Origin of the sequence: Nitrincola tibetensis (genome assembly GCF_003284585.1) — a bacterium.
GTDB classification, from domain to species: Bacteria; Pseudomonadota; Gammaproteobacteria; order Pseudomonadales; family Balneatricaceae; genus Nitrincola; species Nitrincola tibetensis.
In genome coordinates, this window is sequence record NZ_QKRX01000008.1 from 39,904 (window position 1) to 56,712 (window position 16,809).

Sequence of the window (16,809 nt, forward strand, 5' to 3'; positions counted from 1 at the left end):
ACACAAGTCTAATTAAATATGATGAACAAAAGTTTTTGAGAAGCTTGCGCTATGGTGTTGTGCTAATCTAATCAGTTTAAAGAAGTTGAGGGGCTGTATGGAAAATCTGCTATTGGCTGTCACGGGCATGTCACCACAGGTGATTACGGAAACGCTTTACGCATTGCACAAAAATGGTCAACCTTGGCCTAACAGAATATGTTTAATTACTACTGATAAGGGAATGCAAAAAGCTCTACATACCCTTGTAGAACAGGGAAATTTAGATACTTTATGCGATGAATTAAATCGCCCTAGATTTGCATTGTCGGCTCTTGAAATTCGCGTGGTTCCTGATAGTGAAGGTCTTCGAATGAATGATGCGCGGTCTGCAGCAGATCATGAAGCCTTGGCTGATTTTATAACCAATTCGGTAAGGCAATTAACAGCTGATAAGAACTTAAGCATTCATGCATCCATCGCAGGCGGAAGAAAAACCATGACATTTTATCTTGGGTATGCCATGAGTTTGTTTGGACGTCATCATGATCGGTTATCACATGTTCTAGTAAATGAACCATTTGAAAACAGATCCGACTTCTTCTTTCCAACCAATAAGTCTAAGATTTTATTGAAGAGAGAAGGAGATGAATGTGTTATTGACGCTAAAGATGCAGTGGTAACTCTCGCTGATATTCCTTTTGTAAGGCAGCGTAATCATCTACCGAGGCTGATTATGGATGATCTTGGGGAAAGCCTGTCTTATCGTCATCTTATGAATCTAATTAACTTAGGTGACATCCCCAATCAAATTATTTTAAGGGTTATTGTTAATGAAAAGCGTATTCATATCCTAGACTCGCGTTCACAAGCAACGAGCACTATGCTTGTTTGTGCCGATATTGAATTTCCGAACTTCATGCTTTTTGCTTTTTATCTAATGTTATTAGAAGCAACCTTAGAAAAAGATGATAGCTATAGTCGTCCATCTAATTTTAGTGAAGCGGATTTATTAGGGCGCATGTTGTTACGGAAGGTTTGTGAGCTGCTAGGAGTTGAGGTTGGAGGCATTCTTGATTCTAAGGGTTTGGCGACTCACTTACTAACAAATGACCAATATTTGAGCTTTTTAGATTCGAAAATCATTCCAAGTAAAATGCTTGAAGCCTATACATTGCCGGAGAAGGGTTTGGATAAGCAGACTTTCAGTAATTATTGTAATCGTATCAATGCTTTATTTATGAGATCTTTGCCTGTTAATCTTGTCAAATATGTAGTTCCTTCACCAGGGCATAGTTTTACTGATATGAAAAATTCCACTAGCCGAAAACCCGTTAAAGGTGCTGGTTACTTAGTTCCGCTTCCTGACCCTGAGCATCAAATCCAGATTGTTTATTGAGTTTCTAAAACCCCTCCACCTCATCCAGCAAAGCAGAAATTTCATGACAAGCAAAGTCGGGCTCTAGATAGCGCTCCAAATGCGCATCGACAAAGGTTAAAAAAAGTTTTGCGGTTTTGCTGATTCGGCGATCCCGTCGAACAATAAAGTGCCAGTGACTCTCAATAGGAAGGGATTCAACTGGGAGAATTGCGATGCCTTTTTGACCATCAGGGATAACGTGTTGAGAGATGACAGCGACCCCCATTGAGGCCTCCACGGCAACACGAATCGCATCATTACTGGCTATTTGCATGCTTTTGGTTAATTGAATACCTTGGGTACGTAGCCAGCTGTCGAATAGCATGCGCGTTGCTGATCCGGGTTCTCTTAATAAAAAACGCTCCTGAGTAAGCTCTTTAAGCGAAACCAGACTACGCTTATGAAACGGATGATGGGTGGGGGCAATGAGCACCAGTGGGTTGCGCAAGAAGCGAGCGGCCGCAGCATGCTCCAGTGAGGGTGGGTGGCTAAAAATATAGATATCATCCAGTTGTTGGTTAAAGCGTGTCAGCATTTGCGCGCGATTGCCAATTTCCAGTGTGATGTCGACATCTGGAAAGGATTGACTGAAAGGACCGAGCAGTTTGGGTAATACGTATTGAGCCGTGTTCACCATGGCGATACTCAAACGCCCTTGATGGCCAAGTTGCAACTCACTTAGTGTTTCATCTAGTTCTTGGAAACGTCCGAGCAGTTCTTGGCAGGCATTGTAGAGTGCAAGACCTGCATCGGTCATTTGCAAATGGCCTTTATGGCTCATGAGCAAGGGCTCTCCCACTGTTTCATTAAGACGCTTAAGCTGCAAGGAAACAGTGGGTTGTGTGAGGTGAAGGCGGCGAGCTGCTTCGCTAATGTTGCCTGCCCGTACGACAGCGACATACACCTCAAGCAGCCGAAACGTAAGATGGCGAAGGTTCATGCTAAACTTCCATATATAGATAATTATCTATAATAGGGTATTAGTTTTTTAATTAGTATAAATATTATTAGTCAGCGACAATGCGCCGTCTTTAATCAGAATAAGGAGTGAAATATCGTGCCGGATATTGTCGTGATGTTTTTTGTCTTGGGTTTGGTGGCTGGGCTGATCAAGTCTGACTTAGTCGTCCCAAAAGCCGCCTACGATTTGCTAAGTCTAATGCTGATGCTCACTATTGGCTTGAAAGGGGGATTTGCCCTTTACGGTGAGTTTCGCTTATCGATTTTGCCCGAGTTGCTGTTATTGATGTTGATTGGTGGCCTTATTCCACTTATTTTAGTCCCCATACTCAGGTTCGGTGTTCAACTGTCTAAGGCGAATGCGATCAGCCTATCGGCACATTATGGTTCTGTTAGTGCAGGTACCTTTGCGGTTGCGCTGGCTTATATCCAAACACACCAGTTAGCGGTTGGTGCTGAGGTAACCCTCTATCTCGTGGCGTTGGAGTTGCCAGCTATCGTTGTCGCGGTCTTTTTATACCGTCGACATAACAAAAACAGTCAAAGTGTCGTGTCAAGTAGCGTATGGCATGAGGCCTTCGCAAATCGTGGTGTCGTTTTGCTAGTTGGCGGTTTGTTAATTGGCTATCTCTACGGGCCTGAGCAGGGCGTCGCGGTAACTGGCCTGTTAACTCAGGGCTTCCATGTGGTGTTAGCGCTGTTTTTACTGGACATGGGCCTTACCGCCGCTTTATCCTTAAGACCCTTTCCAAAATCCTCTTGGCGTTTGGCGCTGTTTGCGTTATTAATCCCTTTTGCGTTGGCATTCGTAGGTTTATTGGTTGGCAAAGTGTTACAGCTGCCCGAGGGTTCCACACTTATCATTGCAAGTTTGTTTGCCAGTGCCTCGTATATTGCCGCACCAGCCATAATTCGTAATGTCATACCGGATGCAGATATGGGCTTGGCTATGTTTGCCGCATTAGGAATGACCTTTCCCATGAATGTGATTTTGGGAATACCGCTTTATCATCAATGGCTACAGTGGGTGTATTAGGTAAATATGTTTTAGGTGAGTCCTTGAAAAAACGGTTTTAGAACCCACTATAGATACTTTACTGATCAAGGATATCCTATGGCGAATGCATTAGTACTTGAAGACTTAACTAAAACTTACGCAAATGGATTTGTTGCACTCAAAGGGATATCGCTTGAAGTAAAAGAAGGCGATTTTTTCGCACTGCTGGGGCCGAACGGTGCTGGTAAATCGACGACATTGGGAATCGTCTCATCCTTGGTGAATAAAACCTCAGGGCAGGTCAAGATATTTGGCTTTGATTTAGAGACACAAACCGCCGATGCGAAAAAAATGCTGGGAGTGGTGCCACAAGAGTTTAACTTTAATGCCTTTGAAAAGGTGATCGACATTGTCGTGACCCAGGCCGGTTACTACGGTATTCCAAAGCAAAAAGCCACCGAGCGTGCAGAGTTTTATTTGCGAAAGCTAGGTCTTTGGGAAAAGAAAAACCAGAGTGCTCGTATGCTGTCAGGGGGGATGAAGCGACGTTTAATGATTGCTCGTGCCTTGGTTCATGAGCCTAAGTTGCTGATTCTCGATGAGCCAACAGCGGGTGTTGATATTGAGCTGCGTCGTTCGATGTGGGAGTTCCTGCGCGAAATTAATGCGCAGGGGACCAGTATTATTCTAACCACTCATTATTTGGAAGAAGCAGAGTCCTTGTGTCGTAACATCGCGATTATCGATAAAGGCAAGATTATAGAAAACACCAGCATGCGCAGCTTATTGCTTAAGCTGAACACCGAGACCTTTATTCTGGATCTGAAAGATGAGCTACCGGATTTAGTCGCAATCAATGGCTATGGTTTGCGCCAGATAGATGCACGCTCAATTGAGATCGATGTCGATAAAAACACTGGACTGAATCGAGTCTTTCAGCAGTTGGCAGACCAAGGCGTTCAAGTAATGAGCATGCGCAATAAATCCAATCGTTTGGAGGAGTTATTTGTGTCGTTGGTTGAAAAGAATTTAGAAATGAAGGAGCTTGCATGAGAGGTCAGTTGCTGTTCACCGCTTTCTGGACCATCGTGACGAAAGAAATACGTCGTTTTACACGAATATGGGTGCAAACTCTGCTGCCCCCTGCGATTACAATGACCTTGTATTTTATTATTTTTGGTAATCTGATTGGCTCACGTATTGGCGATATGGGTGGTTTTGCCTATATGGAATATATCGCACCGGGTTTAATTATGATGTCCGTCATTACGAACTCGTATGGCAATGTTGTGTCATCCTTTTTTGGTACAAAATTTCAGCGAAACATTGAAGAGTTGCTAGTGGCTCCCATACCCAACTGGGTGATTCTTGCTGGTTATGTTGCAGGTGGGGCTGCACGAGGACTGGCAGTCGGGGTGATTGTTACTCTTCTATCCTTGTTCTTTACGAGCCTCTCGATTCATCATTTCTTTATTACACTGAGTACAGTCATTTTAACGGCCATTGTCTTCTCTCTAGGCGGTTTCATTAATGCTGTTTATGCGAATACATTTGATGATATCTCGATTGTACCGACATTTATCCTGACCCCCTTAACCTATTTGGGTGGCGTTTTTTATTCCATTTCCTTATTGCCTGGGTTTTGGCAAACCCTTTCCCAATTCAATCCTATACTGTATATGGTGAACAGTTTCCGATATGGTTTATTGGGTGTAAGTGATATTAATATCGGTTTTGCCTTTATGATGATTATTGGCTTTATTATAGTGTTAGCCGCGTTTGCGATGCATTTGTTGAATACGGGTAAGGGGATTCGTAGCTGATGAGCGATCATGAAATCATTAAACAGTCTCCACTAGGGCAGGGCACGGCCTATGTCAATACCTATGACCCTAGTTTACTCTATCCCATTTCTCGTCAAATCAGTTGGGACGAGAAGGGCGTTAATCGCGCCTCTTTGCCATTTAGGGGCGTGGATATTTGGAATGCGTTTGAGGTGTCTTGGCTAAACTACAAGGGTAAACCTTTAGTGAGAATTGCCGAATTTCGGATACCGTCGCATTCGCCCAATATCATTGAATCCAAATCCTTTAAATTGTATCTAAACTCATTCAATTTAACCTGTTTTGCGTCGGAGTCAGATGTTTTGGCGTTGATGCGCAAGGATTTGTCTGCGGCTGCGGGTGCTCCAGTACAAGTGCAGTTTAGTAAACTGGATGCGGCTCTACCCTTTGAGCGCTTTCAAGGAGAGTGTTTGGATGATATTGATATTGAAGTAACGGATTATCAGCCCAATCCTCAGTTGTTAAGTGTTGGATCACGCATTGTTGAAGAAAGTCTGTATAGTCATTTGTTAAAGTCGAATTGCCCCGTCACTGGGCAGCCGGACTGGGCGAGCATACAAATTCGTTATAAGGGACCAGCGCTGGATCGTACCGGACTTTTAGCCTATTTGATTTCCTATCGTGAAAAAGGAGACTTTCACGAGCAGTGTGTTGAAACTATATTTATGGATATATGGCATCAGTGCAAGCCGCAAAAACTGACGGTCTATGCGCGTTATGTGCGACGTGGAGGACTCGATATTAACCCTTACCGTTCTAGCTTAGACAGTTTGCCAAGAAACTGCCGCTTATCGCGCCAATAACAAATGAGGTGAATATGCAAGCGCTCGATCTATTGTTAACTCGTGTTTCTTCGCCGGTATTAGACGAGCCTGCGCCAACACCAGAGCAATTGGATTTGATTTACCGTGCGGCATTTAGAGCGCCGGATCACGGTGGCTTACGTCCTTATCGTTTTTTGCAAATTGAAGGGAAGGGGCGTGAGCGCTTAGGAAGGGTGTTTGTTGAAGCGGCGCGTATCGAGAATCCTGCAATTACCGATGCTGAGTTGGATAAGTTGGCGGGGAATCCCCTGCGAGCGCCCATGATTTTAGTGGCGGTGGCTTGTCTGCAAGACCATCCTAAAGTGCCTATGATAGAACAGCAAATTACCGCAGGCTGTGCGGCGCACAGTATGATTTTGGCCGCGTTTGCTCAAGGGGTCGACTCGATATGGCGCAGTGGAGCAATGGCCTTTAATCGTGACGTGCATCGTCTTTTGGGACTTGAGACAAACGAAGAAATTCTAGGTTTTATTTACATGGGAAAAGCACGGAAACATCGTGTGGTCCCTTGTCCTTCACCAGGAGAGTTTGTTCAACGTTGGGGGCAAGCATGAATAATAAACAAGTAGCCGCTTTTTTTGATGAGATTAAAGCACAGATCCCGTTAATTAATGCCATGGAGTTGCAAGATTTGCTTTATGACGGGCATGGTTTGAGCCTGCGTGCCCCCTTATCACCGAATATTAATGATAAGGGCACAGGTTTTGGTGGTTCTTTAGCCGCACTCGCTACCTTATCAGGCTGGTGTTTAACCAGTCTCTATGCTCGTGATGCTGATCTACAGGCTGGGGTTGTGATTGCCGAAAGCCATATTCGGTATCTTGCACCAGTCACCAGCCACTTTACGGCAAATGTTAATTTGCCCAGTGCGGATGTATGCAAAGCTTTCATTCGTGATCTCAGGGATCAAGGCAAAGCGAAGTGGACATTGGATGTCGATATTTACGATGCGAAGGGACATGCGCTTAGTTTAATTGGAACCTATGTGGCACGCATGCCCTCTTAAAAAGCGCTGAGCTTAAGGGGTTACGCGTGTTACTCGTTCAATCACGATGTTGTCAGACGGGACATTCTGATGCATGCCTTTGCGTTGTGTCGAAACACGCTCAATCTGATCCACAACGTCCATACCTTTTACAACCTCACCAAAGACTGCGTAGCCAAAGCGTCCGGGTGCGCCGTTTAAGTTCGGGTTGTTGGCGGTGTTAATAAAAAACTGAGACGTTGCACTATGGGGTGCATTGGTACGAGCCATGGCAATAGTGCCGCGTTGGTTGGCTATCCCATTTTCGGACTCATTTTGCACGGCTGCGTTTGTTTCTTTTTGCTGCATTTGCTCGTTAAAACCGCCCCCTTGAATCATAAAACCAGGAATCACTCGATGAAAAATAAGACCGTCGTAATAGCCTGCATCGATGTAAGCTAAAAAGTTAGCCACGGTTAAGGGGGAGCGTTCATCATATAACTGTATTTCTATTGTACCTTTGTTGGTTTCCATACGAACCAGTGTGTCCGCCTGAGTAACCGACGCTAAGCCCACGAGACAAAGGGTTGAGAGTGCAAAAAATAGCTTACGCATGTAAAAATACCTTAATTCCTTATACATTAAATCGGTTCATTTCGCTGCGCAGTTGTTCAGCCAGCCGAGACAGAGCATTGGTTGCCTCTGTCGATTGCCCGACATGTGCAGCGGATTGATCCGCAATGTCTTTAATGCCGTGTATGTTTTGGTTGATTTTGTTTGCAACGGTAGATTGTTCTTCTATAGCCGTTGCAATGTGCTGAATCATATCATGAGCTGCGTGGACTAGGGCGAGAATTTCGTCGAAAGCCATTGTCTCCGGCCTAAGGTACTGACCTTATACTCTGCTGCACTTGAACCGTTCACCAGTGACAATGCGTATAGCTTAGTAAAGGAGTTCTAAATGAATCGGTATGCACTCATCAAACCACGTGAAACGTCACTAATCTGTATTTTACTAACTTTGTTTATAGCACTTCCTGTTTATTCGTCAACTGATGAAATCCTCCAGGCACGCTACTCTGGCCAAGCTCTTTATGATGTGTATCGAGATGACCGTCTAATTGGTACCCATACGCTTCGCTTTACTCAAGAAGGTGACCTATTGAGAGTTGATGCAGAAATGAATCTCCACATTCGCTTTCTCGGCATGTTCAATTATCGTTATCTATATCAAGCGACGGAACATTGGTTGAATGGCCAATTACAATCCCTAGTAGTTGCGGTTAACGATGATGGCCAAGAAACTCAGATTCAAATGCAGCGACAGGGGGATACGTTACTGGTTTCAAAGGATGGTAAGACAGATGAAATCATGGGAGAATTTTTAACGACTAATCATTGGAATGTGGATATCCTTTCACAGCAACAAGTGATCAATACGCTCACGGGAACGCTCAGTCAGTTAAAGGTAGAGCGCATAGGCGAGATTGAGGTTCCAAGAGGGGCTGAAGAGCGAGTCCTTATTCCTCACTATCGATTAGGCGGAGACTTGCATGATACGCATACTTGGTACGATGAAGATGGTCGTTGGCTTGGCATGGAATTTTCAGCCCGTGATCGTTCCCGTATTCGTGTGTTAAATCGCCAAATAGGGCCAGAGCTATGAACCCGACTCGATGCACTTGGATCACAGGGGGTGGAAGTGGCATAGGTTTAGCGCTCGCTCAGCAGTTGGCAGGACAAGGGCGTGTAGTTGTGATTACGGGTCGAGACGCGCGGCGATTGAGCCAAGCCTGTCAGACAATTAATGATACTTTGAGCTCTGCTCGGGTTCACTACAAAGTGTTAGATGTTACGAGTACACAAGCCGTTGCCGAGTGCGTCGATGAGATTGAAGAAAACCAAGGATTGATTGAGTTGGCTGTTTTGAATGCAGGCGATCATTTTGCCAATGGTTTGGATGATTTTTCAGTTGTGCCTTTTCGGCAGTTGTTCGATGTAAATGTCTTTGGCGTGTTAAATTGTTTTGAGGCCTTACTCCCTCGATTTAAAGCACGAAACGCAGGCCATATCGCGGTCACTGCATCAGTTGCTGGCTATCAAGGCTTGCCAATGGCATCGGCTTATGGTGCGAGTAAAGCCGCCATTATTCATGCCTGTGAAGCGCTCTACTTTGAGTTGCGTTTAACGCCAATAAAGCTACAGGTCATTAATCCTGGGTTTGTAAAAACCCCCTTAACGGATAAAAATACCTTTGAAATGCCATTCTTAGTAGAGCCAGAGCAAGCGGCAAAGGCCATTATCAAAGGTTTAAAGACGCATCAGTTTGAAATTGCCTTCCCAACCCCTTTTGTGTTGATCTTAAAAACCTTAAAGCATTTACCCTATCGTTGGTACTTTGCTTTGGTGGGGCGTATGACGGGGTTTTCTTCATCGGGATCTAAAAAATGATGAAACTTGGCTTCTTTTTCATCTTCAAATCCTGAGTCTAAACATTGGCTTTTGCGCGATCAAAGATAAATGATTATTTTTTCTGTTTAAAGTACCTTCGTGGTGCCTGAAATAATACCTAGCTCATATCTTGTGAGATAATAACTTGATTAAGGCGCTTGAAGATCAATCGATTGATCTTCAAGCGCCTGCCGTTGTGCGGCCTAACCTTCTGTAGCAAAGGCGATCAGGCATCATTATTTTAGAATGGAAGAGGTGAATAGATGTGGGTTGAAGCAGTCTCTCACTGGCTGGAAAAACTATCAATTGAACCAACAGCACTTACAAAGTTGATTGTTGCATTGGGTTTGATTGTACTGATCGCTATTGTGACACACTTTGTATTGCATCAATTGATCAGAGGGGCGATAGAGCGACTTGCGAACACCCGTAGTACAGAGCGGTTATGGAAGCGAGCTTTATTTGAAAAGCACTTATTCAAACGCTTCTTGTTTATCGTACAAGCGCTGATTATTCAGGTGCAGGCGCAGCATTGGTTAGAGTCTGGTTCAACGGTGCTGTTGTTGATAAGTAGCCTGACGCAATTATGGATTTTGCTGTTCACTGTTTTGTTGCTTTTTGCCTTGCTGGATGTGCTGTTGGAGTTATTTCAGTTCAGCCAAACCACACGAGATCTTCCTTTAAGAGGTATTTTTCAGGGCATTAAACTCACTGCCGTGATTTTAGCAGCTGTGATTGCCGTCTCAGTCTTGATTGGTAAATCCCCGGTCATATTGTTCAGCGGATTAGGCGCAATGACAGCCGTGCTGCTGTTGATCTTTAAAGACCCTTTGATGGGGCTCGTCGCTGGGATTCAGTTATCGGCCAACAAAATGCTGTCGGTTGGTGACTGGTTGGAAATGAGTCGTTATGGAGCCGATGGCGCTGTTGTCGATATAAATTTGACCACTGTAAAAGTTCAGAATTGGGATAAAACCATTACAACCATTCCGACCTATGCGCTTATTTCTGACTCCTTCAAAAACTGGCGAGGTATGCAGGAGTCTGGAGGACGACGCATCATGCGCAGCGTTTCTATTGATGTTAGCAGTGTTGGGTTTCTAACGGAGGAGGACTGTGTACGCTTACGTAAGTCCAAGGTGTTGAGTCACTATATTGAGCAGAAGTTAGCCGATATTACGTATTATAATGAACATCAAGGTGCAGATTTGAGCCTGCCTTTAAACGGACGACGTTTGACGAATATTGGTACATTTAGAGCTTATTTGGAAAACTATTTGAAAACACATCCCCATATCCACCAAAAGATGACCCTTTTGGTGAGACAATTAGAAGTCACACCTGACGGGGTGCCGATTCAGATTTATGCCTTTACCAATACAACGGTTTGGGCTGAGTATGAAGCCATACAGGCCGATATCTTTGATCATCTGCTTGCCATCGTTCCTGTGTTTGGCTTGCGTTTACACCAAGCTCCAACAGGTCATGATATTCGCCAAATTAAATTAGCCGGTATGGAGTCGGTGATAAAGTGATGCTTAACAAGCTCGGTTATCCGTAAAAGCCAGTTAAGGATCGAGAGAGGGCGGGTATTTTAAGTTTACCAGCCGAGTGACGTTAGCGTGCAGTAGACAATACAGGCCATTAGGATCTAAAAAATGACAACTCTATCAAATCAAACTGTTTGTGCGGCCTATGCCTCGGTTTTTAGTCAACTGTCTCTAGACACCATTGAGTCTTTTCGACCGCTGGTGTCATCGGACATACGCTTTAAAGACCCCTTCAATGACCACCGTGGATTTGAGAAAATGGCGAATGTCTTACAAGACATGTTTAAACATACTCAGACCCCAAGTTTTAGTGTGTTTGAGCAAGACGTATGCGGTGATCATGCTTGGTTACGTTGGCGTTTTACGGCCAACATACCCGTAGTGGGCGCATTTGAAAGTGAAGGCATTTCTCGCTTAGCTTTTAACGCTGAGGGTAAGGTTTGTGAGCATATTGATTATTGGGACAGCGCACCCTTGTATATGCAAATCCCTTTGCTCGGTCGCGTGTTAAAAGCCATTCGTAAACGTATGGCTAGCGATCACTAAAATGCTCACTCAGGCTAAAGGGAGCATGATTAAGATGTTCTCCTCGGCTAAAGGATAGAGTGACTGTGCCCAACTCAAACCCCCATTTGCGAATGGTAGCTCGATTAATTAACACACCGCCCGGTTGCAGGTACATCCAGTCATCGAAGTTCACCTTCCAAGTATCATCGCCGACTTTCAAATTCATATCATAGACCCAGTGCAGAGTGTTGCCTTTAATCTGCCCAGTTGCTTGCCCAATAATGTCGTCTGCTGCGCCCGAATATTGACCATTACCCTGAGGTGTTATTGTCCATATTCGTCGGTCGAGCTCACCATCAGAGTAGAGAAAAAGCTCATCCAAAACTAAATTGCCATTTTCCATTTGGCCGTCTATTTCAACGATAAACTCGCGACGTAGTTTGCCAAAGCGATCTTCAAATATTCCCCAGGCATAGACTTTTCCATCGAAAAAGTCTTCAAGAACCAATTTGGGTTCTCGTTTATCAAAGTGTTCGATGTTCATATTACTGCAACCGGTGATTAGTAATAGAAGTAGGGACAGGGTTAGAGACCGAGCCAGCATGATTAAAACTCCCAGAAGCACGTTCGCTTAAGCGACGAATAAGTGCTCGATGATGATGGTTTCGCAAAGGAAACCTCCACAAAATTAAAATAGACACAACTTTAAATACGCAAGGCAGTAGGGCGTAGATCAACGCTAGGCTCAGTGATGGAGTAGTGCTTTGCGCATCAAAGCCGCTTAGATCCAATAAACCAAGTGCTAGTAATGCCGCTAAGGCCAATGCGGCTTTGGTGGCGCCATTCCATAGAGCAAATAGTAGACCCGTGTGTTCTCGCTTGAAGCGAAATCTATCCCAGTCGGCAACTTCCGCTTGAATGGCATGAGGTAATGACAGATCGGCACCAAAGGCAAAGCCAGTGATGATACAGATCAGAATAAACCAATGATTATCACCCGGTGCCAGAAAGGCCGCCGGAATAAATGCACAGACGGCGAGTATCATTGCGATTGACCAGAGTAACACCTTATCAAAGCGTCGGCTCAAGTGCAGCCAAAGTGGAAGGCTGCAACAGGCAGCAATAAAATAGATTAAAATGAACACACCACGGGAGTCGGGTGTGTTGCCAAGAACCGAAGTGATATACAACGGAAAGAGTACGGCAGGAATGCCATTGGCGATGCCATTGAGTAACCATGCAGCAATGAGTTTGACGGCTAGGCGATTGTTTTTGACATCATGCCAACGGCCTTGTGCTATTTTGAGGCGGGTGGGGGCAGGTAAGTATGACAAGAGGCGATAGAGAAAAAAAGCACCTAGTATCACGGTGACCAGCATCATCGACTGAAGTACCGCTTGGGTTGAAAAACCGATCAGTGCCAGTAGAGGCAGGCAGGCGGAAAGAAGCAATCCAATCAACGAAAATCCTTCTCGATAACTGATGGCGCGTGTGCGTTGGAAGCTGTCGGAACTAAGGTGAGTGATCCAAGTAATGTAAGGGATTTGAATCAGAGTCCAGCCAAGGTATAGAAGTGTTGATCCTGCAAACAATGAAATTGCGGCTGTGCTGGGAGCAGGATGGATGAGTAGCCAGAGGCCAGGGACACATAGAAACCCTCCCACCACAAAAGTCAGTTTAAATAGTTTACCTTGCACATGATCTAACCACCGACCAATTAAAGGGTCACTAATGACGTCTAACACTCGTGCCAACACCAACAACAATCCAACCAAGGCCAGTGACATCCCGACTTCTTCGACATAAAAAGTCGGAAGTAAAATGTACACAGCGACAGTGGGAATCGCTAAAGGCAAAGCGGGGAGTGCGTAGTTGAGCACGGCCCGCTGGGATAAACCTGTATTCACTTGGCTTCCAATTGATAAAGGCCAACATCAATGGTTTTGTAGCGAAAGCCTCCTTCACAGTATGCAAGGTAGTAGAGCCACATACGTCGAAAACGATCATCAAATCCTTGTGCCTGAATACGTGGCCATTGCTCAATAAAACGATGACGCCAGCGAGCAAGGGTTGTCGCGTAATCTAAACCAAATAATACCTCATCTGTAATGTCGAATCCCTGTTGAGCTGCGGCAAGGGTCAGACGCTCGGGAGAAGGCAACATCCCGCCCGGAAAGATGTAGCGCTGAATAAAGTCTGGATTGCGGCGATATTCCTCAAAACGCGCTTCATCAATACTGATGATTTGTAAAATAGCCTTGCCACCGGGACGTAAGCAGTTTTTCAGTTGTGTAAAATAGGTATCCCAATGCTCTTCGCCAACGGCTTCAAACATCTCTATTGAAACAATATGATCATATTGGGCATCAACATCGCGGTAATCGGTTAGGCTGAAGGAACACAAATGATCGAGCTTAGCGGTCTCGATTCGTGCGCGAGCAAAAGCAAGCTGTTCTTGCGACAGGGTGATACCGTGGACCTTGACACCAAATTCATGCGCTGCAAACACTGCAAAGCCACCCCAACCACAGCCAACTTCGAGCAACTGCTGTCCAGGCTTAAGATCTAACATCTCTGCAATCCGGCGGTACTTGTTGAGCTGAGCCTCATGTAAGGATTGATTTTCATGGGCGAAGAGTGCCGCTGAATAGGTCATGCTTTCATCTAGCCACAACTGATAAAAATCGTTGCCAAGATCATAGTGATAAGCAATGTTTTTGCGGCTACCTTTTTTGGTGTTAGAACGTTTTAAGTGAATTAACCGATTAAGCACGCGTATCCAAGCTTTGCCATTATTGAGCTCTGGCATTTTAGCCTCATTGCCTAAGGCCCATTGAACTAAAGCGACTAAGTCAGGACAGTCCCATTCTCCCGCCATGTAGCTTTCGGCTACGCCCAGCTGCCCCCCTTGTAAAAATCGGCGCAGTGGCTTCAAGCTGTGTAAGCGAATTTCAGCTCTCGGTTCTCCTTCGTGTTGATGACCAAATGTCAGAGTTTGTCCGCTGGGTAGGGTGAGCAATAAGGTACCAAAATCAAGATGAGGCAGATGTTTCATCACGGTATTGAAACAAAGACGATTAAACCAGCCCTGTTCGGGCAGTAGGGCTTGCGCAGTTAGGGTTTGGTATTGTGAAGGCTTCATAATGAGTTCATCTCCGTCTGCTGGACCAATGAAATTCGATGTTTAGGGGGCGTGGGTCTAGGCTGTAAACGCATACCTTTTCGCCACAATTGCAAAGCTTCCCAGTGAATGCCTGCAATGACTTTCATGGTCATTAGCGGATGACGCCAAAATGTTTGTGTGATTGTTTTTTCAGTTATTTCAATACGCTGACCGGTGAAGGTTGCATTTAGAATTGCGCCTTCTGGGTCGGTTTGGTGAATAAGAACGGCAACACTGTCGTTAGGTGGTGTCATTCTGAATTGGTAGTGCGTTTCCATGGGGATAAAAGGGGAAACATAAAAGTGTTTGCTGCAGGCTTGTTGTATGACATTGCCTGGTGCTTTCTCAACAGGGATTAAATACGAATGGCGTTGATTAAAGGTATTGCTGACTTCGTAAAGAATCGCTGCTAGTTCTTTATCCTCGTTGTAGCAATAGAAAACACTTAAAGGGTTGAATACATAGCCCAGTATGCGTGGATAGCACAAAATTCGAATGGCGCCAGCGCCTAGGTCGATGTTGTTGTCTCTTAAGAGTGCTTTAACCTGTTCTTTCAAAGGCGTTGTGCTGCCATCACCATGGTCCTTAGTATGGAATGAAAAGAGATTGAAGCGATTGACCGAGAAAAATCGTAATGTATCTAATGTCTCTAGTTCGTCAAGGTCCAATAACCAAGAGCTCACTTTATAAACAAACTTGTGCTTGGCAGGCTTCAGGCGTTGATGCATCACCTCGCCGCAATAAATAGCGGAGTGAAGGGAGCCACTCATGCGACAGCTTCCTGTTTAAGTCCTTTTTCAGGACGTTTTGGTGGGTGAACATGAATGCGGCTATTTGGATTCTCTAAGCTCCAAGGGCGTTTGATGCCTCCAAGGCTTTCGGCAACTGCAAGCCCAGACTGTAAACCGTCTTCATGGAAGCCGTAACCAAACCAAGCACCGCAGAACCAGGTGTTTTTCACGCCTTGTAAGTTCCATAGTGATTCTTGAGCTTTGATCGACTCAAGCGTGAAGGCAGGGTGATCATATAAATAGCTGCGGCAAATACTGCCTTCTTTCGGCTCATTTAAAGGGTTGAGCGTAACAAATAAAGGTTTTTCTTCGGGTAGATGCTGCAAACGATTCATCCAATAGGTCACACTGAGGGTGTCAGTGCTGTGATTTTTTCCTTCAGCAAGATAGTTCCAACTTGCCCATGCTGCCTTGCGCTTAGGCATTAAGGCAGGATCATTATGAAGAATGGCACGATTGCGCTGATACGGAAAGTGCTTCAGCAACTGTTGTTCTTCTAATGTCGGCTCCGAGAGCATTTCTAAGGATTGATCGGCATGGCAAGCCAACACGACGTGGTCGAAAGTTTCGCGTTTACCATGCAGGTCTTCTAGAATGACTTTACCATTGTGACGATGGATTTTGTGAATATGTTGATTCAAGCGTAGATTATCACCTAACGCCTCGACAATTTTCTGCACATAGACTCGACTGCCACCTTTGACAGTGCGCCATTGAGGGCGATCTTTGAGCTGGACTAGACCGTGGTTCTGGCAAAAGCGTAAGAAGGTTTGAGCCGGATATTCAAGCATTTGTTTTGCGGGGGTTGACCAGATGGCAGCTCCCATGGGAACAAGGTGTTGTTGAATAAACGCATCGCCATAGCCATGGTGTTTTAGCAACTCACCCAATGACATCGTTGCCGTTGCTGGGTTCGTTGCCATACTATCGGACTCTTTATAAAAGCGAAGCAGGTCTTTGATCAACAGCCAAAAGCTCGGTTTGAAAATATTGCGGCGCTGGGCGAAGAGGCCATTTAAATCGGTACCACTGTACTCAACCTCCCCATGATTTAAGCTAACGGCAAAGGACATTTCCGTTTCAAGGCTTTCAACCTCGAGATGCTCAAAAAAATTAACAAGGTTAGGATAGTTTACAGGGTTGAAAACAATAAACCCTGTATCAACATTGATCTGTGTACCATCTGCGTAATCGACTGCAACAGTGTTGGAATGCCCGCCGGGACGGTCATCTTTTTCAAAAAGCGTAACATTATGATGTTGATTTAGAAGCCAAGCACAAGAAAGGCCGGAGATACCCGATCCTATTACAGCTATCTTTAAGGGTCTAATTACTTTAACGTTCATTGGGAGGCCTCAT

The 16,809-nt window shown here is 44.9% G+C and carries 19 protein-coding genes; 11 read left to right on the top strand and 8 right to left on the bottom strand.

The window, feature by feature from the left end:
* Window positions 1-97 precede the first annotated feature (97 nt).
* Window positions 98-1,378, top strand: coding sequence for a CRISPR-associated ring nuclease Csm6 (csm6, locus tag DN062_RS11470; RefSeq protein WP_112159473.1), 1,281 nt, complete (start codon window positions 98-100; stop codon window positions 1,376-1,378).
* A 4-nt stretch (window positions 1,379-1,382) separates the two neighbouring features.
* Here csm6 and DN062_RS11475 read toward each other — a convergent pair whose 3' ends face one another.
* The gene (locus tag DN062_RS11475; RefSeq protein WP_112159474.1) at window positions 1,383-2,339 is read right to left on the bottom strand and encodes a LysR family transcriptional regulator; all 957 of its coding nucleotides are present in this window, start codon (window positions 2,337-2,339) and stop codon (window positions 1,383-1,385) included.
* A 117-nt stretch (window positions 2,340-2,456) separates the two neighbouring features.
* Between DN062_RS11475 and DN062_RS11480 the strand changes: the two genes are divergently transcribed.
* The 6 genes from DN062_RS11480 to DN062_RS11505 all read left to right on the top strand — a co-directional run bounded on the left by DN062_RS11480 (window position 2,457) and on the right by DN062_RS11505 (window position 7,030).
* Window positions 2,457-3,395 carry a sodium-dependent bicarbonate transport family permease gene (locus DN062_RS11480; protein WP_112159475.1) on the top strand — a complete coding sequence of 313 codons (939 nt, stop codon included), beginning with the start codon at window positions 2,457-2,459 and terminating at the stop codon, window positions 3,393-3,395.
* Between the two features lie 78 nt (window positions 3,396-3,473).
* Window positions 3,474-4,409, top strand: a complete 936-nt coding sequence (locus DN062_RS11485) for an ABC transporter ATP-binding protein (protein WP_112159476.1) — start codon at window positions 3,474-3,476, stop codon at window positions 4,407-4,409.
* Window positions 4,406-5,179: an ABC transporter permease gene (locus DN062_RS11490; RefSeq protein ID WP_112159477.1), complete on the top strand. Its 774-nt coding sequence runs from the start codon at window positions 4,406-4,408 to the stop codon at window positions 5,177-5,179. Before DN062_RS11485 ends, DN062_RS11490 begins: the two co-directional genes overlap by 4 nt.
* Window positions 5,179-6,003 (top strand): NADPH-dependent 7-cyano-7-deazaguanine reductase QueF, encoded by an 825-nt coding sequence (gene queF / locus DN062_RS11495; RefSeq protein WP_112159478.1) that lies wholly within the window; start codon window positions 5,179-5,181, stop codon window positions 6,001-6,003. Before DN062_RS11490 ends, queF begins: the two co-directional genes overlap by 1 nt.
* A 14-nt stretch (window positions 6,004-6,017) precedes the next feature.
* Window positions 6,018-6,578, top strand: coding sequence for a nitroreductase family protein (locus tag DN062_RS11500; protein WP_112159479.1), 561 nt, complete (start codon window positions 6,018-6,020; stop codon window positions 6,576-6,578).
* The gene (locus DN062_RS11505) at window positions 6,575-7,030 is read left to right on the top strand and encodes a YiiD C-terminal domain-containing protein (protein ID WP_112159480.1); all 456 of its coding nucleotides are present in this window, start codon (window positions 6,575-6,577) and stop codon (window positions 7,028-7,030) included. Before DN062_RS11500 ends, DN062_RS11505 begins: the two co-directional genes overlap by 4 nt.
* A 12-nt stretch (window positions 7,031-7,042) precedes the next feature.
* Here DN062_RS11505 and DN062_RS11510 read toward each other — a convergent pair whose 3' ends face one another.
* Both DN062_RS11510 and DN062_RS11515 read right to left on the bottom strand, forming a co-directional pair.
* Window positions 7,043-7,603, bottom strand: a complete 561-nt coding sequence (locus DN062_RS11510) for a peptidylprolyl isomerase (protein ID WP_112159481.1) — start codon at window positions 7,601-7,603, stop codon at window positions 7,043-7,045.
* 19 nt (window positions 7,604-7,622) lie between these two features.
* The gene (locus DN062_RS11515; protein WP_112159482.1) at window positions 7,623-7,859 is read right to left on the bottom strand and encodes a methyl-accepting chemotaxis protein; all 237 of its coding nucleotides are present in this window, start codon (window positions 7,857-7,859) and stop codon (window positions 7,623-7,625) included.
* Between the two features lie 90 nt (window positions 7,860-7,949).
* Between DN062_RS11515 and DN062_RS11520 the strand changes: the two genes are divergently transcribed.
* From DN062_RS11520 to DN062_RS11535, 4 genes are all read left to right on the top strand, one after another.
* Window positions 7,950-8,654, top strand: coding sequence for a DUF6134 family protein (locus DN062_RS11520; RefSeq protein ID WP_112159483.1), 705 nt, complete (start codon window positions 7,950-7,952; stop codon window positions 8,652-8,654).
* Window positions 8,651-9,439 carry an SDR family NAD(P)-dependent oxidoreductase gene (locus DN062_RS11525; RefSeq protein WP_112159484.1) on the top strand — a complete coding sequence of 263 codons (789 nt, stop codon included), beginning with the start codon at window positions 8,651-8,653 and terminating at the stop codon, window positions 9,437-9,439. Before DN062_RS11520 ends, DN062_RS11525 begins: the two co-directional genes overlap by 4 nt.
* A gap of 263 nt (window positions 9,440-9,702) precedes the next feature.
* On the top strand, window positions 9,703-10,974 hold the full coding sequence (locus DN062_RS11530) for a mechanosensitive ion channel family protein (RefSeq protein WP_112159485.1): 1,272 nt from the start codon (window positions 9,703-9,705) through the stop codon (window positions 10,972-10,974).
* Between the two features lie 123 nt (window positions 10,975-11,097).
* Entirely contained in the window at window positions 11,098-11,535 is a 438-nt protein-coding gene (locus tag DN062_RS11535; protein WP_112159486.1) for a nuclear transport factor 2 family protein, read from the top strand.
* Here the strand turns inward: DN062_RS11535 and DN062_RS11540 are convergent.
* The 5 genes from DN062_RS11540 to DN062_RS11560 are packed head-to-tail and all read right to left on the bottom strand — an operon-like array spanning window position 11,522 to window position 16,796.
* Entirely contained in the window at window positions 11,522-12,040 is a 519-nt protein-coding gene (locus tag DN062_RS11540; RefSeq protein ID WP_239995777.1) for a DUF3833 domain-containing protein, read from the bottom strand. The two genes, DN062_RS11535 and DN062_RS11540, sit on opposite strands and share 14 nt — an antisense overlap.
* 1 nt (window position 12,041) lies before the next feature.
* Window positions 12,042-13,403 (bottom strand): MFS transporter, encoded by a 1,362-nt coding sequence (locus DN062_RS11545; RefSeq protein WP_162301294.1) that lies wholly within the window; start codon window positions 13,401-13,403, stop codon window positions 12,042-12,044.
* Window positions 13,400-14,638, bottom strand: coding sequence for an SAM-dependent methyltransferase (locus DN062_RS11550; RefSeq protein WP_112159489.1), 1,239 nt, complete (start codon window positions 14,636-14,638; stop codon window positions 13,400-13,402). The genes DN062_RS11545 and DN062_RS11550 overlap by 4 nt, the downstream gene beginning before the upstream one ends.
* Entirely contained in the window at window positions 14,635-15,429 is a 795-nt protein-coding gene (locus tag DN062_RS11555; RefSeq protein ID WP_112159490.1) for a DUF1365 domain-containing protein, read from the bottom strand. Before DN062_RS11555 ends, DN062_RS11550 begins: the two co-directional genes overlap by 4 nt.
* Entirely contained in the window at window positions 15,426-16,796 is a 1,371-nt protein-coding gene (locus DN062_RS11560; RefSeq protein WP_112159491.1) for an NAD(P)/FAD-dependent oxidoreductase, read from the bottom strand. The genes DN062_RS11555 and DN062_RS11560 overlap by 4 nt, the downstream gene beginning before the upstream one ends.
* Window positions 16,797-16,809: the final 13 nt, after the last annotated feature.